Source organism: Kitasatospora sp. NPDC032757 (genome assembly GCF_055579305.1).
In genome coordinates, this window is the sequence record NZ_JBVINN010000011.1 from 20,814 (window position 1) to 42,767 (window position 21,954).

Here is a 21,954-nt window from a genome sequence, read left to right on the forward strand (position 1 = left end):
TGCCGCCCTCCAACGTACGGGAGGTCTGCCAGCCTTGCTCCAGTCGTCCGCCGATCCGGTCGTTCACGCACTCGCGGTGAACGTGCTGGACGCCTCGTCGCTGCTCGCGTCCTTCGGCGCGCTCGGCATCGCCGTCGTGCTCTTCGCCGAGACCGGCCTGCTCGTCGGCTTCTTCCTGCCCGGCGACTCGCTGCTGTTCACCGCCGGCCTGCTCTGCGTCCCCGGCGCCACCAAGGGCCCGCAGCTGGAGCTGTACCAGGTGCTCCCTGCGGCCCTGGCCGGCGCCCTGATCGGCGCGCAGACCGGCTACCTGATCGGCCGGCGGGGCGGACGCACGCTGCTCGCCCGGACCGAGCGGAAGAGTCTCCAGCGGGGCATCGGCCGGGCCGACGAGATGCTCGCCAAGTACGGGCACGGCAAGGCGATCGTGCTCGCGCGCTTCATCCCGGTCGTCCGGACGGTGCTGAACCCGATGTGCGGCGTGCTGGAGGTGCCGGTCCGCTCGTTCACCTTCTGGCAGGTGACGGGCGGGGTGTTCTGGGTGGTCGGTGTGGTCATGGCCGGCTACGTGCTCGGCTCGTCGGTGCCCAGCATCGACCAGTACCTGCTTCCCATCATCGGTCTGGTAGTAGTTGTCTCCGTGATCCCGATTGTTCTCGAATTGTTCCGCGCCCGGAAGGCCCGGCGTGACGGTGGTGACGGCCGATGATGCCTTCGACGTCCCCCCGCGCGCTCGCCGTGTACGACGGCAGCGGCATCGACGGCGGCCTCTACAGCAGGGTGGTCGGATGGGCCGACGCCGCGCCGTACTGGCTCGACCAGCTGATCAAGGTCTGGTCCGCGATCGGCCTCGGCCTGTTCGCCGTCCTGATGGTTCTCGCGTGGTGGCGGGCGCGCGGCGCCGGCCCGGGCGTGATGGCCCGGGTGCTGGCCTCGCCGCTGATCGTGGTCGTCGCCTACGTGGTGAACTCCGGCTTCAAGGGAGTGGTGGAGGAGGTCCGGCCCTGCGCGCAGCTGGGCGTGCGCGGCACCCTGGAGACCTGCCCGGGCGCCGGTGACTGGTCCTTCCCGAGCAACCACACGGTGATCGCCTTCGCCGCCGCGGCCGCGCTCTGGATCGCCGACCGGCGGCTCGGCAGGATCGCCGGCATCGCCGCCGTGCTGATGGGTGCCTCCCGGGTCTGGGTCGGCGTCCACTACCCGCACGACGTGCTGGTCGGCGCGGCGGTCGGCGTCCTGGTGGCGATCCCGCTGGCGCTGGCCGCCGGCCGGGCCGCGCCGCTCGTCGACCGGGCCCGGGCCGGCGGGCTGCGCCCGCTGCTCGGCGCCGGCGCCGTCGCCGCGGCGGGCGGCCCGACGCCGCTGGAGGCGCAGCGGCGCTGAGAGCGGTACCCCCGCCGCGGCCCTTGTCCGGCCGGGGTGGCGGGAGGAGCATGTGAGCCGGGCGAGGGGCCCCTGTGACAGGGGCGCCCGCCCGGCTCAGTCGTGCCGGGGCGCCGCGGTGCGCCCGCCGTGCCCGTGGAGGGAAGTGCCGCCCATGCCGTACCGACTCGACGTCACCCAGGGGGACTGGCCCGCGGAGGAGCTCCGCAAGGGCGTGGAGGGGCTGCTCGGCGAGGCCATGGTGCTCACCCTCGCCACCGCCGGCCACGAGCACGGCCCGCACGCCAACCTGGCCTTCTTCGCGTACGACGACGACCTCGTCCTGTACTTCGTCAGCGAACGCGCCACCCGGCACAGCCACCATCTCGCCGAGGAGGCCCGGGCCGCGGCCACCGTCTTCCTGCCGCCGCCGGTCTTCGGCGAGCAGCTGCGCGGCATCCAGCTGACCGGCAGCGCGGGCGAGGCGTGGGGGCACCAGGCGGAGGCCGCGTTCGCGGCCTACCGTGGCCGGTTCCCGATCTTCGGGCAGGACGAGGAGGTGCGCCGGCAGTTCCTGACCGGAGGCGGGGCCGCGGCGCTGTACCGGTTCCAGGTGGAGGAGCTGACGGCGGTGGACGAGCCGCACTTCGGCCGGCGCAACTACCTGCGGGCCGCGGTGGTGCGGTAGCGGCCCCGGCGGTGTGTCAGGCCTCGCGGTGGGGCGCCGGGGTCGGCGTCGGGTTCGGTGTCGCGTCCGCCGTCCGGGCGGCGGTGTCCGGCGCGGAGACGTCCGGCGGGCTTGCCTTCGCTGCGGTGTCCGTTGCGCTGCGGCGGCGGGTGGCGAGGTAGTACCTGAGGGCGACGATCCCCGCGCCGGCCACCGCAACGGCTTTGACGCCCGACTTGCCGGCGAACCGGGAGAGGCCGTAGCCGGAGGGTGCGAGATCGCTCCAGCGCAGGACGGCCCAGACCAGGCCGGCGATGCCCAGGGCCGCGAGCACGGCGGCGGCTCCGGCGGCGCGGCGCCCGCCGCGGGGGCGGGACGGTTCGGGGGTGGTTTCGGTCATGAGGTGTTCTCCGGACGGTGTCGGTGGGCCGGTGTGCGGCCCGTGCGGGGTGGGGCGGGTGTGGTGCGGGGCGGGTGCTCGTGCGGGCGGCGCTGTGCGGCCCGTGCGGGCGGCGCGCTCAGAGCTCGTCGTAGACCCCGACCAGGCCGCGCAGGACGGTCGTGACGGTCTCGACCTCCCCGGTGTCCAGGCCGTCGGTCAGCCGTTCCAGTGACTCCATCAGCGACTCGGTGCGCAGCCGGTGCCGCTCGCGCCCGGCCGGGGTGAGGGCGACCAGGGTGGAGCGGCGGTCGTGCTCCGGCCGCTCGCGGGTGACGTAGCCGGCCTCCTCCAGGCCGTTGACCAGCTGGGTGGTGGCGGCCGGGGTGGTCTCGGTGCCCGCCGCCAGCCGGCTGACCGGCAGCGGGCCCTCGTCGGCGAGCACCCGCAGGGCCCGGGCGTGGGTGAGCGAGAGTGCGCCGCGGGAGCGGGTGGCCCGCCCGCGCAGGCGGGCGTCGGCCGCGCTGAGGCTGTAGGCGGCGCGGGCCAGCCCGTCCAGGGCGAGGGCGCGGGTGGCGTCCTCGGCGGTCTGCTCCGGCATGGTCGCTTCTCCTTCTCCGGTGGTGGGGTTCTCCGGTGGCGGTTGACAAACAGGATAAGCATAAGGACTTAATGATTAAGTACTTAGTCGTCCCGCCGAACGGAGCGTACCCGTCATGACCATGCGATCGACCGGGCAGAGCTGGGCCCTCGACCTCGCCCTCGCCCAGGGCGGCTTCGACGCGCTGCACCCGCAGGCCAAGGGCACGATGGAGCAGCTCGGCCACGACCACACCGACTTCGACAAGGTCTTCGCCCTGGTCCGCAGCGGCGCCATGCTGCCCAAGGCGTGGGCGACCGTGGCCGGCCAGGCCGAGGAGCGGGCCGCCCACCACGAGCGGGGCGGGTACCCCCGCACCGCCGCCGACCTCTACCTGCGGGCCGCCGTCATGTGGGGCCGGGCGCAGTACTCCGTCTTCGACGCGGCGGACCCGCGCAAGCGCGCCTTCCGGGAGCGGGCCGACCACTGTGTCGCCAGGCTCGGCGAGCTGCGCGGCCGCCGGGTGCGCCGGGTCGTCCTGGACTTCGAGGGCCGGCACATACACGCCCTGCTGCACCTGCCGGCCGGCGTGGTCGAGGGGGCGCCGGCGGTCATCCTCGGCCCGGGGATGGACATGATCAAGGAGGACTACATCCATGCCGCCGAGCGCTACTACACCTCGCGCGGCGTGGTCGCCCTCTCGATCGAGGGGCCCGGCCAGGGCGAGTCCCGGGCCGGCGGGCTCACCGTCGACCTCACCAACTACGAGCGCGCGATCAGCCGCTACCTCGACCACCTGGTCGGTCTGCCCGAGGTCGACCCCGAGCGGATCGGCATGTTCGGCATCAGCATGAGCGGCTACTGGGGGATGCGGGCCGCGGCCGCCGACCCCCGGCTCGCGGCGCTCGCCAGTTTCGAGGGGGTCAGCGGCGACTTCCACACGATCTTCGACCGGGCGCAGCCCAGCTTCAAGAACAACTACATGTTCATGGCCGGCTATACCGACGAGGAGGCCTTCGACCGCGAGCTCGCCGCCCGGATGCCGCTCGGCGGCCTCGTCGCGGACATCACCTGCCCGGTCCTCGTGGGAATCGGCGAGTTCGACGAACTCACGCAGCTGGAGCAGGCGATGGCGACGTACGAGCGGATCCGTGCCCCGAAGGAGCTGCGGGTCTACGAGAACGAGTTCCACCCGCTGGGCGGCGTCGCGGCCGAGGTCTTCCGATTCGGCGCGGAGTGGCTGGAGCGGGCCCTCGACGGCGAACTGCGCGAACCCGGGCGCGATGTGCGGCACTACGTGCACGCCGACGGCCGGACGACGGACGGCACCGCCGCCCCGGCCTGGTGGCTCGGCACCGATCCGGTCGGGGTCGCGTGACCGGGTGGCCTGGTGACCGGGTGGCCTGGTGACCGGGTGGCCTGGTGGCCGCGCGACCGCGTGACCGCGTGACCGCGTGACCGCGTGGCCGTGTGACCCGGTGACCGCTCGGGTCGCGCTGGGTGGGGTGGCGGGGTGCCGCCCCGTCCGGCGCGGCCCGGTTGTCTGTACAACTTTTCGGTCGGTTCACCTTCGGGACCGGATCCGGACTCCTCCCGGCCACCTCGCGGCACCAGCCTGGCCGCATGAGAGTCATCGTCGTAGGAGCAGGCGTGCTCGGCACCATGCACGCCTGGCAGGCCGTCGAACGCGGCCACGAGGTCGTCCACCTGGAGCGCGAGGCCGAGGCGCGCGGCGCCTCCGTGCGCAACTTCGGGCTGGTCTGGGTCAGCGGCCGCGCGGGCGGCGAGGAGCTGGACACCGCGCTGCGCGCCCGCGAACTGTGGGAGCGGATCGGCGCACAGGTGCCCGACCTCGGCTTCCGGGCCAACGGCTCGCTCACCGCGATCCGCACCGAGGCCGAACTCGCCGTCGCCGAGCAGGCGTTGACCCTGCCCGACGCCGCCGCACGCGGCTACCGGCTGCTCGGCGAGGACGAGGCCCGGGCCGCCAACCCCGCGCTGCGCGGCAAGCTGCTCGGCGCCCTGTGGTGCGAGCGGGACGCCGTCGTCGAGCCCCGCACCGCCCAGCCCGCCCTGCGCGCCGCCCTGCAGGCCAGCGGCCGGTACACCTTCCTGCCGGCGCGCGAGGTCCGCGAGGTGATCGGCGAGAACGCCGTCCGCGACGACCACGGCGACACCCACACCGGCGACCTCGTCGTGCTCTGCACCGGCGCCTGGCTGGGTGGCCTGGTGCGCGAGCTGGCGCCTCAACTCCCGGTACGACGCGTCCGGTTGCAGATGATGCAGACCGACCCGCTGGGCGAGACGCTGACCACCCCGGTCGCCGACGGCGACAGCTTCCGCTACTACCCCGCCTTCGCGGGCAGTGCACTGGAGCAGCTCAGGGCCGCGCAGCCGCAGCCGCCCGTCGCCGCCGAACACAAGATGCAGCTGCTGATGGTCCAGCGCCGCGACGGCGGCCTCACCATCGGCGACACCCACGAGTACGACCAGCCGTTCGGCTTCGACGTCGTCGAGGACCCGTACGACCACCTGGTCGGCGTGGCTGAGGAGTTGCTGGGCCGCCCGCTGCCCAGGATCCGCCGCCGCTGGGCCGGCGTGTACGCGCAGTGCGTCGACACCACCCGCGTCGTCCACCGCGAGAAGGTCCGCGACGCCGTCTGGCTGGTCACCGGCCCCGGCGGCCGCGGCATGACCTGCTCGCCGGCCATCGCCGAGAAGACCGCCGAACTCGCCAACCTGTAAGGAAAGTTGAACATGTCTTCCGACATCCGTCTGGTCGTCCTCGACATGGCCGGCACCACCGTCGCCGACGACGGCCTGGTCGAGCAGGCCTTCCGGGCCGCCGCCGGCTCCCTCGGCGTCGAGGGCGGCAGTCCCGAGCACGCCCGCATGCTGGACCACGTCCGGGCCACCATGGGCGAGTCCAAGATCTCCGTCTTCCGGCACCTGTTCGGGGCGGAGGAGAAGGCCCAGGCCGCCAACGCCGCCTTCGAGGCCGCCTACCACGACCTGGTCGACGCCGGCCACTGCGCCGCCCTGCCCGGCGCGGCCGAGGCGATCGCCGAACTCCGCGGCCAGGGCCGGAAGGTCGTCCTCACCACCGGCTTCTCCCGCGCCACCCAGGACCGGATCCTGCGCGCGCTCGGCTGGGAGGCCGTCGCCGACCTCACCCTCTGCCCCGCCGAGGCCGGCCGCGGCCGCCCCTACCCGGACCTGGCCCTCACCGCACTGCTGCGCACCGGCACCGACTCCGTCCGGCAGATCGCCCTCGCCGGGGACACCGGCTACGACATGCTGACCGGCTCCCGGGCCGGCGCCTCGGTGGTGGCCGGCGTCCTCACCGGTGCCCACGACGAGGCCCGCCTGCGCGCCGACGGGGCGACGCACGTGCTCGGGTCCGTCGCCGAGCTGCCGGGGCTGCTGGCCCGGGGCTGAACGACGGCCGGCCTCGGCGCTCCGGCCTGCGAGGGCTGGGGCGCAGGGGCCGGCGGCTCGGCCGAAGGCGCGGCCGCCGCGGTGCCGGGGGGTGGGGGCGCGGTGCGGGCGGGGTGTCGCGGTGCCGTGCGAAATGCCGTTGCGTCTAGGGCGGACCGCCGGGGAAGCTGACCAGCCGGAGGTGGCGAAGATGGCCGAGGTGGTACTGGAACTGTCGGTGCGCGATCTGGTGCACGCCGACCTGGCGTCGTGCGGGTGGTCGGGGTCCGACCTCCATCTCGTCAACGTGGCCGAGCAGTTGGTGCGCGCCCGGCGCGGTGAGGTCGACTACCTCGCCGTCTGCACGCCGACGGGTGTGCCGGTGGCGAAGGCCGGGGTCGACTACCGGGCCAAGGAGGGGGCCGGCACCATCTGGCAGCTGGCCGTCCACCCCGCCCTTCAGTCCTGCGGGATCGGGACGCTGCTGGTCGGGGCCGCGGAGCAACGGATCACGAGCCGGGGCCTGCGCCACGCCAAACTCGGCGTGGAGGAGGACAATCCGCGGGCCCGCGCCCTGTACGAGCGGCTGGGATACGTCGCCTACGACAGGCAGCCCGACGCGTGGGACGAGCGGGCGCCGGACGGCTCGCTGCGCCGGTACGAGACGATGTGCACCCTGATGCGCAAGGAGCTCGGCTCGGGAGCGGGCAGCGCCGGGTGGACGCCGGGTCGATCCCGGTGATCGCGGACGGACGGGGCGTCGGGGCTGCGCTGGCCCTGCGCCGCCGGCTGCGGACGGTCCGGGAGTACGGCGAGTTCCTCCTCGCGGACACCGGCCGGTTGTCGGGGCGATAGCCCGTCCGGAGCGGGGAATCGGGCAGGCCGACCTCCCACTCCTGGGCGGCCGTCCCCCGCTCGGCGGGGCGTGCTGGATCCGAAGCGGTCGCTGGTGGGCGGAGGACCATCTCTAGACGCAGATCCAGCAGTAGAGACGGTGCCCCCGGCCGGCTGCGCGGCGGGCGAGGGCGGCGAGCTGCCGGAGGAAGACCGCGAGGTGGTCCGGCTCGGCCGGGTCGGCGAAGGCGTCGGAGCCGGACCACGCCAGGGCGATGCCGGCCAGAGACCCGTCGTCGGGAGCGGCGAGCGCGTCCCGGAGGGTGTCGGTCAGGGTGACGGCGACGACCTCGCCGTCGCCGACCATCGCGACCAGCCGGGTGTGCCGGGGGTCGGCGCGGGCCTCGTCGGGTGAGCGGCCGGTGAGGAGTGCTTCGGCGGGCAGCAGGTTGACCATCGGGTCCACGCCTTTGACCACGAAGCCGTCGTAACCGACGCCGAACGCTTCGTCGTCGTCGCGCTCGATCGCCCCTGCCGCTGCCCGGTCGTCGGCGGTGGCGTAGTAGCCGAAGAGAACTCCCATACGGCCGATGCTCCCACCGGCCACCGACAGCGGAGTGGGAAGCCGGGCGGGCCGACTTCCCACTCCGGGGCTCACGGGCTCAGTGCAGGGTGCCCGCGTAGCGCTGGGTGAAGCGGGTGCCGGTGGGGGCGGTGACGGTGACGTCGTAGCGGGACTGGTCGAGCGGGTAGCTGACGGTGGTGGTGGAGGAGGGGCCGACGCGGACGGTCTGGGGGGTGCCCGCGTAGTCGTTGGGCGTGAGGGTGAAGGTGAGGGCGGTCCGGCCGGTGTTGGCCAGGGTGAAGGTGAGCGCCGAGGTGCCGGGGGCGGCGGTGACGACGGGGACGGCGATGTCGTCCTGGTCGGCGCGGACGACGGTGCCGGCGAAGCGGCGGACGAAGCCGTCGGGGCCGTGGACGGTGAAGTCGTAGCGGCCGTCGGTCGTCGAGGCGTCCCAGGTGTACGTCCGCGAGGCGCCGGGGGCGACGGTGAACGGGGTGCCGGCGAAGGCGTACACGATGTTGGGGTAGACGGTGTAGGGGAAGGAGGCGGAACCGGAGTTGGCCAGGGTGCAGGTGATCAGGCCGGTCGCCCGGTCGACGGTGATGTCCGCCCACGGCCGGTACGGCAGCCGTCGGTGCGGGCGTGAACCGGACTCCTGGACGGGCATCGACTGGGCGCCGACGGCGGGCAGTGCGACGCCCGGCAGCTTCGCCCCCGCGTCGGCCTTGGCCATCAGGGCGACGGTGTCCGGGAGTTGCGGTATCGAGTAGTCGGGCGCGGTGAAGTCGAAGCAGCTGGTGAGGTCGCCGCAGACGGCCCGCCGCCACGCGGAGATGTTGGGTTCGGCGACACCGGTGACCTGCTCCATGAACCGCAGCACCGAAGTGTGGTCGAACACCTGGGAGTTGACGTACCCGCCGCGTGACCAGGGAGAGGCGACCCAGAGCGGCACCCGGTTGCCGAGGCCGATCGCCCGGCCCTGGGTGAACTCCTCGGGCGTACCGGGCTCGGGGGTGGGCGGGACCATGTGGTCGAAGTAGCCGTCGTTCTCGTCGTACATGACGAGGAAGACGGTGTGCTGCCAGACCGCCGGGTTGGACATCAGTGACTGCAGCGCCGTGTTGACCCAGTGCGCGCCGTAGTCCGGGCTGGCGCTGGGGTGTTCGCTGAACAGGTAGGGCGCGACGAGCCAGGAGATGGTCGGCAGGGTGCCGTCCTTGCAGTGGGCGTCGAACGCGGCCGGGTCGAACTTGGTCATCGCGTTGATGTAACGCGGGTCCGTGGTAGGGAAGTTGTGGAACTGCTTGAAGTAGGAGAGGGCGTTGTCGTCGTAGTCGCCGGTGCGGTCGTCCTTGCTCGGGTTGTGGTAGACGCGCCAGGAGACGCCGGCCGCCTGGAGGCGCTCGGCGTACGTCGTCCAGTCCGCCACCGGGTTGTCCGTCACCGGGGTGTTGTCGATCCACGGCCCGGTGGTGCCGTCCCGGCCCGGGCCCGCCGTTCCCGTCCACAGGTAGAGGCGGTTGGGGTCGGTCGGGCCCGCCAGGGAGGTGAAATACGCGTCGCAGATCGTGAACGCGTCGGCCAGCGCGAACTGGTAGGGGATGTCGGCACGGGTGAAGTAGCCCATGGCGCGCTCGCCCTTGGCGGCGATCCACTTGTTCATCGCGCCGTTGTTGATCGCCTGGTGGCCGGTGGCCCAGTCGTGGGCGAGGCCGCCCGCGTTCTGCGCGTTGTACTTGGAGGTGTCCATCCGGTACGGCAGCATGGCGCCGCCGTCGCTGCGCCCGGCGTCGGGCTGGCGGAACACATCGGTGCCGTCCGGGAATTGGAGTGCCTGCTTGTCGCCGTAGCCGCGGACGCCGTTGAGGGTGCCGAAGTAGTGGTCGAAGCTGCGGTTCTCCTGCATCAGCACGACGACGTGCTTGACGTCGGCGATGCTGCCGTTCGGGGTGGCGGCTCGGGCGGCGGTGGCGGGGAGGCCGGTGAGCGCGACGGCGCCGGCGGCTGCGGTGGCGCCGACGAAGGTACGACGGGAAAGTTCGGACATCGCGAACAGGCCTCTCAGAGCTGGAAGGTGGCGACGGCGGCGGCGCAGTCCGAGGGCCAGCCGTTGCCGGCGGCGTTCGGGTCCGGCTGCGGCCAGCCGGTGGTGAGGGTGTGGGCCTCGACCGGGGTGAGCGGGCCGGCGAAGTGGACGGCGGCGATGCGGTCCTGCGGCTCGGCCTTTCCGGCGGCGCGCTGCTTGCGGGTCGGCGACCAGGTGGCGCCCGGTGCAGCCACCGGGTCGGAGTGGGCGCGACGGTAGGAGTCGGCCAGGCCGGCGCTCTGGAGGGCCACCGTGACGGGCCAGTTGAGCGGGCCGACGCCGCCGTGCGCGGGCGCGGCGGCCGCCGTCCAGTCCAGGTGGGAGGGTGAGGCGAGGTCGGCGCCGAGGACGACGGCGCGGCCGGCGGTGATGTCGGCCTGCACGGCCGCGGCCAGCGCCCGGGCCTGCTGGCCGCGGGTGGAGGCGGTCTCGGCGGCCTCCACCTGTGCGGCGCTCTGGCCGTCCTGGACGGCGTACGGGCCGTAGTTCGTCTCGTCCAGGTGCGCGGCCCAGAAGCGGACGCTGCGGCCCCCGGGCAGTTGGAGGGTGGCCCCGGCGGCGGGCAGCGAGGCGGTGACGGCCGTGACGGAGGCGAGCGGGTACCGGCTGAGGATGCCGACGCTGCCGGCGCTCTGGTAGGCGTACCAGCCGAGGGCGGTGGCAAGGCTCTGGGCGGCCGTCCCGACGGTCTCCTGGAGGGCGAGCACGTCCAGGTCCTGGGTGAGGACGGCGCGCAGCTGCTTCTCCGGCGCGTCGGTGAAGGCGGCTCCGGCGTTGGCGAGGTTCCAGCTGGCCGCCTTCAGGCGCGGCGCGGCTGCCGGGTCGGCGACCGGGACGGTGAGGGTGAGGGTGTCGGTGACACCGGCGGTGTCCTTGACGCCGATGACGGCCTGCACCTCGCCGGTGGTCGAGGGAGCGGTACCGGTCACAGTGCCGTCGCCGGCCACCGCGAGCCAGGAGGGCCCGCTGATCTTGCGGAAGGTCGGGGTGCCGGCCGGGCGGCACCAGAGGCCGCCGAGCTTGACGGAGACGGCGCCACCGGGCGCCACGGCCGTCGCGGTGAGCGCGTCCACGGCCAGGTGCGGGCGGACGGGAGCGGGCTTGGGGCGGAAGGAGAACGGCGCGGTCTGGGCGAGGATGCCGTAGCCGTCCTTGGCGAGCAGGTACGCGGTGTACGGGCCGCCGGTGAGGGCGGAGGTGTCGAGCTGGATGTCGCCCGAGGCGCCGGGGGTGTACTTCCAGAGCAGGGACGAGCCGGTGCCGGGCTGGCGGGTGCCGTCGTAGATGCCGACCCAGTTCTTCGGGTCGGGGGCGGTGGTGCTCCAGTGGAAGGTGAGCTTGTCGCCTTCGGTGGGGCTGGCGGGCGAGGCGAGGGTGAGGGAGCTGCCTGTGGCCACGAGGGTCCTTCGGGTCGGGGAGAGCGGCTAGTTGGCTGAACAACTAGACGCCTATTGACCCGAAGGGCGACATACTCCGTGTGAACGAGGCATGACCGGACGCCAGAAGGATGGACAACTCACTGTTGAGTCTTGGTCGTTGACGAACGGCGTTGGATCGCTTGGCCGATGGTCGCGTTGAGGAGAACGGTGCTGACGCAGAGGACGAGCAGGAAGAGGAGGTTGGCCGGGCCGGGGTGGTCGTCCCGGAGCGGGTAGCTGGCGAGCATTGCCAGCCCGATAGCGATCAGGACGGCGACGGCGGCTCCGGCGATGCGGGCGGCGACGTCGGCCAGGCGATGTGCGCGGGATGGGGGGTCCATTCGATGCCGCCGCCGGGCGGGCGGAGGTAGAGACGGCCGCCGATGGTGTCCATGAGGACGCCGGGGCGGTTGGTCCGGCGGTCGTGGACGAGTTCGCCGGGGGCGGTCGTGTAGGGGGTGGGGTCGCCCATGGCGGCCTCGCCTTTCGTTGGCGCTCAGCGTTTGACCTCGGGCCAGGGCTCGATCTGGTGGAGGCGGCGCAGGCGCGGGTTGCCGTCGACAGTGAGGGTGATGAGGTGTAGGCGATTCCGAGCGAGCAGCCAAGGAGTTTTGATGCCTCACTCGCACGATGAGACCGGCTGGTTCAAGTCCAGTTACAGCAGCCAGCAGGGCGACAACTGCGTGGAGGCCCTGCACCTGCCCTCGGGGATCGCCATCCGTGACTCCAAGGACAAGTCCGGCCTGAGCCTCCGGTTCACCGGCGATGGCTGGCAGAGCCTGATCGCCGACATCAAGGCTGGCCGGCCCGGCTGACGTGGGGCGCCAGTTGGCAGGGATTGCCAACTGGCGCGCCGCACTGCGTGTCCGGTGGGGTCACTCGATCTCCAGGTCCACCGCCGGGAGGGCCTCGTCCACGATGCGCGCCCGGGGCAGCGAGAGGCCGAAGCACCGCTCGATGATCTCCAGCGAGGTGCGGTGGACGTCGCGGCGGGCCATGTTCTCGTCCGGCAGTCCGGCGGCGGTCAGCATGCCCTCGACGCGAGCGGCCACCTCCCGGTCCCCGCGGACGCCGTCGTAGCCCCACGAGCCGTCCAGATGAAGGTTGAACGCGCACATCAGGCGCTCGTCGTGGAGGTACGCGAACTGCGGCGGCACCGGCTTCCCGTTCTCCTCCTCGTACTCCAGGAAGTAGACGTGGGCGCCGCCGCGGGACAGTGGAGGTTCGCTGCCGAACTCTCCCTGCCAGCCGCCGTACCTGACCACGAACGACCACTCGCCGTCCTGCCCGTACCGCAGGCCGATCCCGTCGAAGGCGTCGCCGTACTCGTCCTCCAACTCCTCGGTCAGCTCGCTGCCGGTGAGCTCGCCGAGGGGGCGTGCGGTGCGCTTCGGCCCGAACACGGCCGCGGTGAGCCGCGATACCAGCTCCTCCGCGTCGAGACCGCGGGCCAGCACCACGCTGTAGCCCCCGTAGGCGATGGACTGGGGAGCGGCGAGCCAGGTGATTCCGTCTGTCATGGTGACCACCGTTGCGCATGGGACTGACACATCACCGGGCACACCCCGGGCAGCGGGGCCACCGCTTGACTCTCGGGTAACCCGAGACGGCACAGTCTCCTCCGGGGACAGGACGAACCTGCTGCCGATAGGGCAGTTCGCGCAGGCCAGTGGCCTCTCGGTCACGACCCTGCGGCACTACGACGCAAGTGGCGTGTTGGCGCCGGCCCTGGTCGACCCGGAGAGCGGCTACCGCTACCGGAACTAATCGCAGTGCACCGGGCTTCAGTCCGGTGGTGAAGCGATTCTGAGTGTTGCTCTGACGTGCACGTTCGCACCCTCCCGCGCTGTTGTCAGTGCCTCCCGATAGGTTGATCATCATGCAGCTTCGGTACAGCTTCCGCCTGTATCCGAATGGCCCTCAGCGTTCGGCGCTGGCAAGGGCGTTCGGGTGTGCGCGGGTGGTCTACAACGACGCCCTGCGGGCTCGTGAGGCCGCCCGTGCCGCAGGCGAGCCGTTCCCGAAGACCGGCGACCTGTCGAAGTCGCTGATCACCGAAGCGAAGCTCACCCCGGAACGCGCGTGGCTCGGGGAAGTCTCGGCGGTGGTCCTGCAACAGTCCCTGCGGGACCTGGACTGCGCGTACCGGAACTTCTTCGACGGCGTGAAGGGCAAGCGCCCCCGCATGGGAGCGCCCCGGTTCAAGTCCCGCAAGGACAACCGGCACGCGGTGCGGTTCACCGCGAACGCCCGGTGGAAGATCACGCCGGGCGGTGACCTGTCGTTGCCGAAGATCGGCGACGTGCGGGTGAAATGGTCCAGGTCCCTGCCGTCGGTCCCGTCGTCGGTGACGGTGATCAAGGACGCGGCGGGGAGATACTTCGCGTCGTTCGTCGTTCAGACCGACCCGAACGCGGACCTGCTCCCGGAGACGACCGGCATGGTCGGGATCGACCTTGGCCTGTCCCACTTCGCGATCCTCTCCGACGGCACGAAGATCGACAGTCCGAAGTTCCTGCGCCGCGCGGAGAAGAAGCTCAAGCGCGCGCAGCGGGCCCTCAGCCGTAAGGCGAAGGGGAGCGGCAACCGCGACAAGGCCCGGATCAAGGTCGCCCGCGCTCACGCGAAGGTGGGCGACGCGCGGCGCGAGTTCCACCACCAGCTGTCCACGAAGATCACGCGCGAGAACCAAGCCGTGGCCGTGGAAGACCTGGCGGTCAAGGCACTCGCCCGTACGCGCATGGCCAAGTCGGTGCACGACGCCGGATGGTCGGCATTCGTCACGATGCTGGAGTACAAGGCCGCCAAGTTCGGCCGGACCTTCCTACGCAGCGGCCGCTTCGAGCCGACGTCACAGGTCTGCTCGCGGTGCGGGGTCAAGGATGGGCCCAAGCCCCCGCACGTCCGGGAGTGGACCTGCGGGGCGTGCGGGACGGTCCTTGACCGGGATGTGAACGCGGCGGTCAACGTCGCCAAGGCCGCCGGACTGGCGGTGTCAGCCTGTGGAGCGAAGGTAAGACCGGGACTCCTCCCGGCACAGCGCGTTGAAGCAGGAACCCACCGAGACGGTCAGACGACCGTGGTAGGAATCCCCGCCCAGTAGGGCAGGGAGCGGAAGTCAATTCCGGCGCGACCAGCTCCGGACGGCCCAGTTGATCCGGGCGCTGCGGCAACTGGACATGCCGATCGAGCAGGTGCGCTGCCTGCTCGCGGGCGGCGAGGACGGTGCGGAGCTGGCGGCGGCCGTGCGCGAACACGTGACGGGTGCCGAGCGTCGGCTGGAGGTCCAGCGTTCCGTCGTCCACAGCCTGTTGGCCCGGCTGACCGAGGGAGAAGAAACGCAGCACCGTGTCACCATCCGCGAGGGCACCGCAGTACGCGCGCTGGTCCGCAGTGCGACGCTGAACCAGCCCGCCCTGGACGGGGTCATGCTCCCTGCGTATCGGGAGATGTACAGCGTCGCGGGCCAGGGCCCGCTCACCTTCGCCGGGCCGGCGTTCGCCCGCTACCACGGACTGTGCAACGAGGAGAGCGAGGCCCTGGTCGAGGCCTGCCTGCCGTTCTCGGCGACCGGCGCGCAGCCGGCGGACCTGCCGGACGGGATGTACGTGCTGGACGTCCCGGAGGGCACCTACGCGAGCACGGTGGTGGAGGGCGCGGCGGCTGTGTTCCCGCAGATCCACACCGCGTACGACGCCGTCGCGAGCTGGATCACCGAGCACGGCTTCGCGTTCGCCGGCCCGGTCCAGGAGATCTTCCGCCACTGGACCGGCACGCCCGGCCACCCGGAGAACCGCCTGGAGATCGCCTGGCCGATCGAGGACGCGACGGCCGGCTGATCGCAGCACCGGGCCCGGAGCGGGAAGCCGGACCGGCCGGCCTCCCGCTCCGGGCGGGGCTCAGAAGGGGACGACCTCGTGCGGCCGCCGCGGGTCCACGCCGGGCATCGCCGTCGCCACCGCCTTCTCGAACTCGGCCTCGGTGCAGGCCTGGAACAACGGGAGGAAGATCGGGCTGGAGCCCAGCGGCCACACGGCACCGGTGCGCTTGAGCACGATGATCGGGCCGTTGCCCCAGGTCATCGCGGACTCGTCGCCGTCGAGGTACGCGTCCGGCTGGGTGTCGACCGAGTACGCGAAGCCGCGGTCGGCGATCCGCCGCTCGGGGCGTTGCCACCCGTACCGCGTCTCCAGCCACGTGGCGAGGGTCTCGAAGGTCAGCATGTCCGAATGCTCGCACACCCGGCGCGGCTCAGTGGCTGCCCCTCAGGTTGAGCACCACCACGCCGACGATGATCAGGGCCAGGCCCAGCCACTGGAGCCGGCCCAGGGACTCGCCGAAGGCGACGACACCTATGCCCGCCACGGCGGCCGTCCCCGCACCCGACCACACCGCGTACGCGACCGAGACCGGTATGTGCTTCAGCGCCTTGCCCAGGAGCGCGAAGGAGAGCACGTAGCCGACGGCGACGCCGATGCTCGGCCAGAGGCGGCTGAATCCCTCGGTGAGTTTGAGGGCGCTGGTGGCGCAGACCTCACTGACGATGGCGAGGGCGAGCAGAAGATAGGCCATGGCCGGTCAAACCGCCGGCTCGGCGCCGAGCTTCCCGAGCAGGGCGAGGTCGGCGTGGACCAGACTGTCCAGCAGGGTGATCCGGGAGCCGTCGGGGATCGCGACGTCGCTGGACGGCACCGCGAGGACCGCGCAGCCCGCGGCGGTCGCCGAGGCGACGCCGGTCGGGGTGTCCTCGACGGCGACGCAGACCGCCGGGTCCAGGCCGAGCCGCTCGGCGGCCGCGAGGTAGGGGTCGGGCGCGGGCTTGGTGCGGGGCGTGTCCTCGGCGGCCAGGGTGACGGCGAACCAGTCGCGGCCGATGGTGGAGAGCACCAGGTCGACGACCCGGCGCGGGGACGCGGAGACCAGGGCGGTGGGCACCCGGGCGTCCCGGAGCTCGGCGAGCAGGGCGAGGGCGCCCGGCCGCGGGACGGTGGAGGCGGCGACCTTGCCGGCGAAGGACTCGCCGAGCCGGTCGGCGAGCTCGGCCTCGCTGAGTTCGGTGCCGCTGACCCGGTGCAGGTGGGCGGCGGTGTGCTCGACGGCCTGGCCGAGCACCTCGGGGGCGTCCTGGTCGGTGAGCGAGTGGTGGAGCTCGTCGGCGAGTTCGGCGGCGGCCTGCCACCAGAGGTGCTCGGTGTCGACCAGGGTGCCGTCCATGTCGAAGAGGACGGCGGCGGGAACGGGGACTGCAGGCATGGCGGTACCTTCGGTGGATCCTAGGAGACGGTGCTTCAGACGGTACGGCGGTCCACCAGGACCGGGCGCTCCGGGAGGGTGAGCGCGGCGCGCGAGCCGATCGGCAGGGCGGCGGCGGCCTCGGTCGGCAGGTCGGCCTTGACCTCGGTGCCGTCGTCGAGGCGGACGGTGAGGCGGGTGACGGCGCCGAGGAACGACGCGGAGACCACCAGGGCCGGGCCGTTCGCGGCAGGGGCCAGGATCACGTTCTCGGGGCGGACCAGCACCTCCAGCGAGCCGTCGGCCGGCGTCGCCCCGTCCACCGGGTGCCGGCGGCCGAGCACCTCGACGCCGTCCCCGGCCCGGACGCACGGGATGCGGCTCATGGTGCCGACGAACTCGGCGACGAAGGCGGTCGCCGGGCGGGCGTACAGCTCGGACGGGGTGGCGCACTGCTCCAGCCGGCCGGCGCGCAGCACCGCGACCCGGTCGGCCATCGAGAGCGCCTCCTCCTGGTCGTGGGTGACGAACAGCGTGGTGATCCCCAGCTCCTGCTGGAGGCGGCGGATCTCCTCGCGCAGCGAGAGGCGGACCTTGGCGTCCAGGGCGGAGAGCGGCTCGTCCAGCAGCAGCACGCGCGGCTGCAGGGCGAGCGCGCGGGCCAGTGCGATGCGCTGCTGCTGGCCGCCGGACATCTGGTGCGGGTAGCGGTCGGCGTGCTGCGGCAGGCCGACCAGCTCCAGCAGCTCCTGGGCGCGCCTGCGGCGTTCGGCCTTGCCGGTGCCGCGCATCCGCATCCCGAAGGCCACGTTGTCGGCGGCGGTGAGGTGCGGGAAGAGGCTGTACGACTGGAACACCATGCCCGCGTCGCGCTTGTGGGCGGGGATCGCGGTGATGTCCCGGCCGTCCACCAGCACCTGGCCGGAGTCGTGCTGCTCGAAGCCGGCCAGGATGCGCAGCGCGGTGGTCTTGCCGCAGCCGGACGGGCCGAGCAGGGCGAGGAGCTCACCCGGGTGGACGGTCAGGTCGAGGCCGTCCAGCGCGGTGGTGGCGCCGAACGAGCGGCGCAGCGTGCGGAATTCGACGGTCGCGCTGCCGGGTGCGAGGGGGACGCCGGTGGGCGGGGCGGTAACCGTGGTCATGGTGGGTAACTCCGGGGGTTTCAGGAGGTGGTGGTCTTGTGCCGGCGCTCGCGGCCGACGGTGGCCAGCAGGAGCAGCAGCAGCCAGGTGATCAGCAGGCTCAGGATGGAGACCGCGACCGACATGTGGGCCTGGCTGTTGCCGACCGAGTAGATCCACACCGGGAAGGGCTGGTAGCCGAGGATCGAGGCGGCGGTGAACTCGCCGAGCACCAGCGCCAGGGTCAGGAAGGAGGCGTTCAGCAGCGCGCCGCGCAGGTTGGGCAGCACCACGGTGAACACCGCGCGCGGCCAGCTCGCGCCGCAGTTGCGGGCGGCCTCGACCAGGGTGCGCACGTCCACGGCGCGCAGGCCCGCGTCCAGTGCCCGGTAGGCGAGCGGGAGCGACATCAGCACGTAGGCGATGACCAGGACCAGCGGGAAGTCCGGGTCCTGGACGAACACGAAGGTCTGGAAGAACGGCGTGTCCATCAGGTAGTCCGGGCCCCAGCGGAGCACGCCGATCAGGCCGGCGGTCAGCGCGACCGGCGGGACGACCAGCGGCAGGGTGCAGAGCACGTCGATCACCGGGCGCAGCTTCGGCACGCCGAGCCGGACGGCGATCAGCGCCGGCACCAGCAGGAGCAGCAGCACCAGGACGGTGACGACGGCCAGTTCGAGGGTGAGCCAGAGGCTGTCCAGGAAGCCGGGGGCGCTCAGCAGGCCGGTGTAGGCCTCGAAGGAGAAGCCCTTCGGGTCGTCGACCGAGAAGTACCCGGCGGCGGCCAGCGGCACGACGAAGTAGACACCGGCGAGCAGCAGGACGGCGCCGCGCCACCAACGCACCGGGCGGCGCTGCGACTTGGCACGGGCGGAGGTCAGCTGAGCCATCGGGCACTCCGGCGCTGGAGGGGGAGGTACACGGCCATCACCAGGACGGCCACCACGATCATGTTGAGGCTGAGGGCGAGCGCGAGGTTGCCCTGGCCGACCAGCACGTTGCCGGAGAGCGCGTCCGCGATCGAGCGGCTGACCAGCGGCACGGTCGCGCCGACCATGGCGGCGGCGGTGGCGTACGCGGCGAAGGCGCTGCCGAAGAGCAGCACGAAGCCGCCGAGCAGCGAGGGCAGCAGGATCGGCAGTGCGACGTGGCGCCAGTACTGCACGGTGGTGGCCCGGTTGTTGTGGGCGGCCTCGCGCCACTGCACCCGCAGGCCGTCCAGGGCCGGGGTGATGGTGAGCACCATCAGCGGGATGAGGAAGTACAGGTAGACGATGGTCAGGCCGGTGAAGGAGTAGAGCGACCAGCCGTGGTCGGTCAGGTGGAGCAGCTTGGTGACCTCGCCCGCGTTGCCGAGGGTGGCGACGAACGCGAAGGCGAGAGGCAGGCCGCCGAAGTTGGCGAGCACGCCGGAGGCGGTCAGCACGGCCTGGCGCAGCCAGCCGTTCCGGGAGGTCACCACGGCCTGGGCGATCGGCAGGCCGATCAGGGTGGCGAGCAGCGCGGTGAGCGCGGACAGTTCGAGGCTGCTGACCATCGCCGTCCGGTAGGCGCCCTGGACGGAGGCGGTGATGTTGTCGAAGGTGAACTGGCCGCCACCGCCCTCCGCGTCGGTGGAGGTGGTGAAGGCGCCGATCACGATGGCGACGGCGGGCAGGCCGAAGCCGACGAGGAAGAACAGGAAGAGCGGCAGGGTGGCGAGCCAGGCGCCGCCGCGGGGGCGCCGGCGGGCGCGCCGGCCGGGGGTGGGGGTGGTGGTCGTGGCGGTGGCGGACGCCCCCGCGCCGCCACCGAGGTCGGTGGCGGCGGGGGTGGTCGGCACCGGGGTGGGAGCCGTGGTCATGAGTGGATCAGCCCGTTCGGGTCGCTGCTGCCGGGTGTCAGCCCGCGATGGCCTTGGTCCAGTTCTCGGTCACGACCTTCTTGGCGGCCGTGATCTGGTCCTGGGTCGGGAAGGTGGTGAACGGCTTCTCGACGGTGGGCAGCTTGGCGGCGGCCGCGGCGTCCAGGGTGCCGTCCTTCTTCAGGGCGTCGAAGGTGGCCGGGGTGGCGTAGCCGCCGAGGAAGAGGTTCTGGCCCTCGGCGCTGAACAGGTACTCCTGCCACAGGCGGGCGGCGGCCGGGTGCGGCGCCCACTTGTTGATGCCCTGGTTGTAGAACTGGGCGTAGCTGCCGTCGCTGGGGACGGAGACCTTCCAGTCGACGCCCTTGTCCTTGAACTCGTCGGTGTAGCCCGCGTTCAGGTAGGACCAGTCGATCGAGATCGGGGTCTCGCCCTTCTCGATGGTGGCCGGGGTCGACTCGACCGGGTTGAAGTTGCCGGACTGCTTCAGCTTGCCGAAGAAGTCGATGCCGGGCTGGATGTTGTCCAGCGAACCGCCGTTGGCGAGCGCGGCCGCGTAGACGCCGCCGAAGGCCGAGCCGGACTTGGTCGGGTTGCCGTTCAGCGCGACCTGGCCCTTGTACTCGGGCTTGAGCAGGTCGGCGAAGGTCTTCGGGCAGTTGGCGATCTTCTTGGCGTCGCAGCCGATGGAGATGTAGCCGCCGTAGTCGTTGACGGCGGCGCCGTTCGCATCCTTCATGGTGTCCGGCACCTTGTCGAAGGTGGCCGCCTTGTAGGGGGCGAGCAGGCCGTCCTTGACCGCCTGGAGCGCGAAGGCGCTGCCCAGGTCGACCACGTCGGGGGCGCGGTCCTGGCCCTTGCGGGAGGTGATCGCGTTGATCTCGTCCTGGCTGGAGCCGTCCGGGTTCTCGTCCTCGATCTCGATGCCGTACTTGGCCTTGAAAGAGTCCATGATCTTGCCGTAGTTGGCCCAGTCCTTGGGCAGCGTGATGACGTGCAGCTTGCCCTCCTTCTTGGCCGCGGCGACGAGGGCGTCCATGCCGCCGAGGTCGGCGGCCGAAGCGGCGTCCTTGGCGTCCTTGGCGCCGGCCTTGGCGGCGTCGCCGGACTTCGCGGTGGACGAACCGGCGGAGCCGCAGGCGGTGAGGGAGAGCGCGGCGGCGGTCAGTACGGCCGCGAGGGCGGCGGCGCGGGCACGGTGCACGGTCACGGGTCAGTCTCCTGATCGGGGGCGTACTGCGAGAGATGTCGAGATCGGGGGATCGGGTCGCGCGAGGGGCTCTTCTGGTCCCTGGGCCGGCTGTTCGAAACCGTCCGAGTTGACTAGCCAACTTCGCTGACGGGGGTAAGTACGCCGGAGTCCGGTGACGGGAAGGTGAACGGATGGCCCAGAACCGGAGTCGGCTGTGGGAACGGTCGAATCAGGCCATCGGGGAGTGATCAACCGGATGCGATGCTTCGAAGGCGCAGCGGGATATGGTCGGGCTGTCCGCGCCGGTACGGCTGCGCAGGACACCGCCCCAGGAGGGACTTTGACTGACGTGGCACTGGAGCCCGAACGCCCCGAGGCCCCCGCTGCCTCCGCTGTCTCCGCGCCCGCGCCGGCCGGCCAGGACCGCGCCGCCGGAGCGCTCTACCGCAAGGTGGCCGCCGACCTGCGTGAGGCGATCACCACCGGCACGTACGGCGAGGCCGGCCGGCTGCCCGCCGAGGGCGCGCTGGCGGAGCAGTACGGCGTCTCGCGCGGCACCGTCCGCCAGGCGCTGGCCGTGCTCCGCTCGGACGGGCTGGTCACCTCCCGGCGCGGCACCCGGCGGGTGGTGCTCGGCACCGCCCGGGTGCAGAGCTTCTCCGAGCTGCTCAGCTTCACGCACTGGGCGTACTCGATGGGCGAGGAGCCCGGCGGCATCCTGGACTCGCTGGTCCGCCGCCCGGCCGACGCCGCCGAGCGCGAGCAACTGCGGCTGGAGCCGGGCTCCGAGGTGTACGTGACCGTCCGGCTGCGCACCCTCTCCGGCACGCCGGTGATGGTGGAGCGGACGATCTACCCGCCGAGGGTCGGCGAGATCGTCGCCCAGCTGCCGGCCGACGTGGTCTCGCACACCGAAGTCCTGCGCGAGCACGGCATCCTGTTCACCGACGCCGACCACACCATCGACGTCGTCGCCGCCAACGCGGAGGACGCCAGGCTGCTCGGCTGCCGCCGTGGCGGCCCGCTGCTGCGCGAGCGGCGCCGGACCACCGACCCGACCGGCACCCCGGTGGAGTGGTCCCAGGACCGCTACCTGCCGGGCACGGTGGCGTTCAGCGTGCACAACTCGCTGGCCACGTCGGCGCTTTCGCGGCACGCACGGGAGAGCGACTGACCTGCGGCCCGGGAACGGGCGGAGCGGGAGGCCGGCCGGTCCGACGTCCCGCTCCACCCGTGGCCGGTGCCGGCCGGGCCGCCG

Annotated in this window: 27 protein-coding genes; 12 read left to right on the forward strand and 15 right to left on the reverse strand. The window is 72.4% G+C overall.

Annotated elements, in window-relative coordinates; genetic code table 11:
- Positions 1-34 precede the first annotated feature (34 nt).
- From ACZ5WK_RS15470 to ACZ5WK_RS15480, 3 genes are all read left to right on the forward strand, one after another.
- Positions 35-709, forward strand: coding sequence for a DedA family protein (locus ACZ5WK_RS15470; RefSeq protein WP_465547833.1), 675 nt, complete (start codon positions 35-37; stop codon positions 707-709).
- A complete protein-coding gene (locus ACZ5WK_RS15475; RefSeq protein WP_465548059.1) occupies positions 709-1,383 on the forward strand; it encodes a phosphatase PAP2 family protein in 675 nt (224 codons plus the stop codon). Before ACZ5WK_RS15470 ends, ACZ5WK_RS15475 begins: the two co-directional genes overlap by 1 nt.
- Positions 1,384-1,537: 154 nt before the next feature.
- Positions 1,538-2,050, forward strand: coding sequence for a hypothetical protein (locus ACZ5WK_RS15480; RefSeq protein WP_465547834.1), 513 nt, complete (start codon positions 1,538-1,540; stop codon positions 2,048-2,050).
- 16 nt (positions 2,051-2,066) lie between these two features.
- On the opposite strand, the gene ACZ5WK_RS15485 is transcribed toward ACZ5WK_RS15480, so the two are convergent.
- Together ACZ5WK_RS15485 and ACZ5WK_RS15490 are read right to left on the reverse strand one after the other, a co-directional pair.
- The gene (locus ACZ5WK_RS15485; RefSeq protein ID WP_465547835.1) at positions 2,067-2,429 is read right to left on the reverse strand and encodes a hypothetical protein; all 363 of its coding nucleotides are present in this window, start codon (positions 2,427-2,429) and stop codon (positions 2,067-2,069) included.
- A 118-nt stretch (positions 2,430-2,547) separates the two neighbouring features.
- Positions 2,548-3,009 (reverse strand): MarR family winged helix-turn-helix transcriptional regulator, encoded by a 462-nt coding sequence (locus ACZ5WK_RS15490; protein ID WP_396320466.1) that lies wholly within the window; start codon positions 3,007-3,009, stop codon positions 2,548-2,550.
- A gap of 115 nt (positions 3,010-3,124) precedes the next feature.
- On the opposite strand from ACZ5WK_RS15490, the gene ACZ5WK_RS15495 reads away from it, so the two are divergent.
- The 4 genes from ACZ5WK_RS15495 to ACZ5WK_RS15510 all read left to right on the forward strand — a co-directional run bounded on the left by ACZ5WK_RS15495 (position 3,125) and on the right by ACZ5WK_RS15510 (position 7,147).
- Positions 3,125-4,366: an alpha/beta hydrolase gene (locus ACZ5WK_RS15495; RefSeq protein ID WP_465547836.1), complete on the forward strand. Its 1,242-nt coding sequence runs from the start codon at positions 3,125-3,127 to the stop codon at positions 4,364-4,366.
- Between the two features lie 245 nt (positions 4,367-4,611).
- Entirely contained in the window at positions 4,612-5,733 is a 1,122-nt protein-coding gene (locus ACZ5WK_RS15500; RefSeq protein ID WP_465547837.1) for a TIGR03364 family FAD-dependent oxidoreductase, read from the forward strand.
- 12 nt (positions 5,734-5,745) lie between these two features.
- Positions 5,746-6,426 carry a phosphonatase-like hydrolase gene (locus ACZ5WK_RS15505; RefSeq protein WP_465547838.1) on the forward strand — a complete coding sequence of 227 codons (681 nt, stop codon included), beginning with the start codon at positions 5,746-5,748 and terminating at the stop codon, positions 6,424-6,426.
- 190 nt (positions 6,427-6,616) lie between these two features.
- A complete protein-coding gene (locus ACZ5WK_RS15510) occupies positions 6,617-7,147 on the forward strand; it encodes a GNAT family N-acetyltransferase (protein WP_465547839.1) in 531 nt (176 codons plus the stop codon).
- A 225-nt stretch (positions 7,148-7,372) separates the two neighbouring features.
- On the opposite strand, the gene ACZ5WK_RS15515 is transcribed toward ACZ5WK_RS15510, so the two are convergent.
- The 5 genes from ACZ5WK_RS15515 to ACZ5WK_RS15535 form a co-directional block, all read right to left on the reverse strand.
- Entirely contained in the window at positions 7,373-7,822 is a 450-nt protein-coding gene (locus ACZ5WK_RS15515; RefSeq protein ID WP_465547840.1) for a hypothetical protein, read from the reverse strand.
- 79 nt (positions 7,823-7,901) lie between these two features.
- Positions 7,902-9,851, reverse strand: a complete 1,950-nt coding sequence (locus tag ACZ5WK_RS15520) for a phosphocholine-specific phospholipase C (RefSeq protein WP_465547841.1) — start codon at positions 9,849-9,851, stop codon at positions 7,902-7,904.
- 14 nt (positions 9,852-9,865) lie between these two features.
- Complete coding sequence (locus ACZ5WK_RS15525) at positions 9,866-11,287, reverse strand: endonuclease/exonuclease/phosphatase family protein (RefSeq protein ID WP_465547842.1); 1,422 nt, start codon at positions 11,285-11,287, stop codon at positions 9,866-9,868.
- A gap of 119 nt (positions 11,288-11,406) precedes the next feature.
- A complete protein-coding gene (locus ACZ5WK_RS15530) occupies positions 11,407-11,556 on the reverse strand; it encodes a hypothetical protein (RefSeq protein WP_465547843.1) in 150 nt (49 codons plus the stop codon).
- Positions 11,557-11,573: 17 nt separating this feature from the next.
- Positions 11,574-11,780, reverse strand: coding sequence for a hypothetical protein (locus tag ACZ5WK_RS15535; RefSeq protein WP_465547844.1), 207 nt, complete (start codon positions 11,778-11,780; stop codon positions 11,574-11,576).
- A gap of 142 nt (positions 11,781-11,922) precedes the next feature.
- On the opposite strand from ACZ5WK_RS15535, the gene ACZ5WK_RS15540 reads away from it, so the two are divergent.
- Positions 11,923-12,123 (forward strand): DUF397 domain-containing protein, encoded by a 201-nt coding sequence (locus tag ACZ5WK_RS15540; protein ID WP_465547845.1) that lies wholly within the window; start codon positions 11,923-11,925, stop codon positions 12,121-12,123.
- A gap of 60 nt (positions 12,124-12,183) precedes the next feature.
- On the opposite strand, the gene ACZ5WK_RS15545 is transcribed toward ACZ5WK_RS15540, so the two are convergent.
- Entirely contained in the window at positions 12,184-12,828 is a 645-nt protein-coding gene (locus ACZ5WK_RS15545) for a DUF6461 domain-containing protein (RefSeq protein WP_465547847.1), read from the reverse strand.
- Here ACZ5WK_RS15545 and ACZ5WK_RS15550 point away from each other — a divergent pair.
- The 3 genes from ACZ5WK_RS15550 to ACZ5WK_RS15560 all read left to right on the forward strand — a co-directional run bounded on the left by ACZ5WK_RS15550 (position 12,827) and on the right by ACZ5WK_RS15560 (position 15,147).
- Complete coding sequence (locus ACZ5WK_RS15550) at positions 12,827-13,075, forward strand: MerR family DNA-binding transcriptional regulator (protein ID WP_465547848.1); 249 nt, start codon at positions 12,827-12,829, stop codon at positions 13,073-13,075. The two genes, ACZ5WK_RS15545 and ACZ5WK_RS15550, sit on opposite strands and share 2 nt — an antisense overlap.
- A 112-nt stretch (positions 13,076-13,187) precedes the next feature.
- Positions 13,188-14,411 (forward strand): RNA-guided endonuclease InsQ/TnpB family protein, encoded by a 1,224-nt coding sequence (locus ACZ5WK_RS15555; RefSeq protein WP_465547849.1) that lies wholly within the window; start codon positions 13,188-13,190, stop codon positions 14,409-14,411.
- Positions 14,412-14,487: 76 nt separating this feature from the next.
- On the forward strand, positions 14,488-15,147 hold the full coding sequence (locus ACZ5WK_RS15560) for a GyrI-like domain-containing protein (protein ID WP_465547850.1): 660 nt from the start codon (positions 14,488-14,490) through the stop codon (positions 15,145-15,147).
- Positions 15,148-15,207: 60 nt separating this feature from the next.
- Here the strand turns inward: ACZ5WK_RS15560 and ACZ5WK_RS15565 are convergent, their stop codons facing one another.
- The 7 genes from ACZ5WK_RS15565 to ACZ5WK_RS15595 are packed head-to-tail and all read right to left on the reverse strand — an operon-like array spanning position 15,208 to position 20,714.
- Positions 15,208-15,531, reverse strand: a complete 324-nt coding sequence (locus ACZ5WK_RS15565) for a hypothetical protein (protein WP_465547851.1) — start codon at positions 15,529-15,531, stop codon at positions 15,208-15,210.
- A 28-nt stretch (positions 15,532-15,559) separates the two neighbouring features.
- A complete protein-coding gene (locus ACZ5WK_RS15570) occupies positions 15,560-15,880 on the reverse strand; it encodes a DMT family transporter (protein ID WP_465547852.1) in 321 nt (106 codons plus the stop codon).
- Between the two features lie 6 nt (positions 15,881-15,886).
- Positions 15,887-16,561, reverse strand: a complete 675-nt coding sequence (locus ACZ5WK_RS15575) for an HAD family hydrolase (protein WP_465547853.1) — start codon at positions 16,559-16,561, stop codon at positions 15,887-15,889.
- Positions 16,562-16,596: 35 nt separating this feature from the next.
- On the reverse strand, positions 16,597-17,682 hold the full coding sequence (locus ACZ5WK_RS15580; protein WP_465547854.1) for an ABC transporter ATP-binding protein: 1,086 nt from the start codon (positions 17,680-17,682) through the stop codon (positions 16,597-16,599).
- Between the two features lie 20 nt (positions 17,683-17,702).
- Positions 17,703-18,551 carry an ABC transporter permease gene (locus tag ACZ5WK_RS15585; protein WP_465547856.1) on the reverse strand — a complete coding sequence of 283 codons (849 nt, stop codon included), beginning with the start codon at positions 18,549-18,551 and terminating at the stop codon, positions 17,703-17,705.
- Entirely contained in the window at positions 18,539-19,504 is a 966-nt protein-coding gene (locus ACZ5WK_RS15590; protein WP_465547857.1) for an ABC transporter permease, read from the reverse strand. The genes ACZ5WK_RS15585 and ACZ5WK_RS15590 overlap by 13 nt, the downstream gene beginning before the upstream one ends.
- Positions 19,505-19,541: 37 nt before the next feature.
- Positions 19,542-20,714 (reverse strand): ABC transporter substrate-binding protein, encoded by a 1,173-nt coding sequence (locus tag ACZ5WK_RS15595; protein WP_465547858.1) that lies wholly within the window; start codon positions 20,712-20,714, stop codon positions 19,542-19,544.
- A gap of 331 nt (positions 20,715-21,045) precedes the next feature.
- Here ACZ5WK_RS15595 and ACZ5WK_RS15600 point away from each other — a divergent pair, with 331 nt between their 5' ends.
- Complete coding sequence (locus ACZ5WK_RS15600) at positions 21,046-21,870, forward strand: GntR family transcriptional regulator (protein ID WP_465548061.1); 825 nt, start codon at positions 21,046-21,048, stop codon at positions 21,868-21,870.
- Positions 21,871-21,954 lie beyond the last annotated feature (84 nt).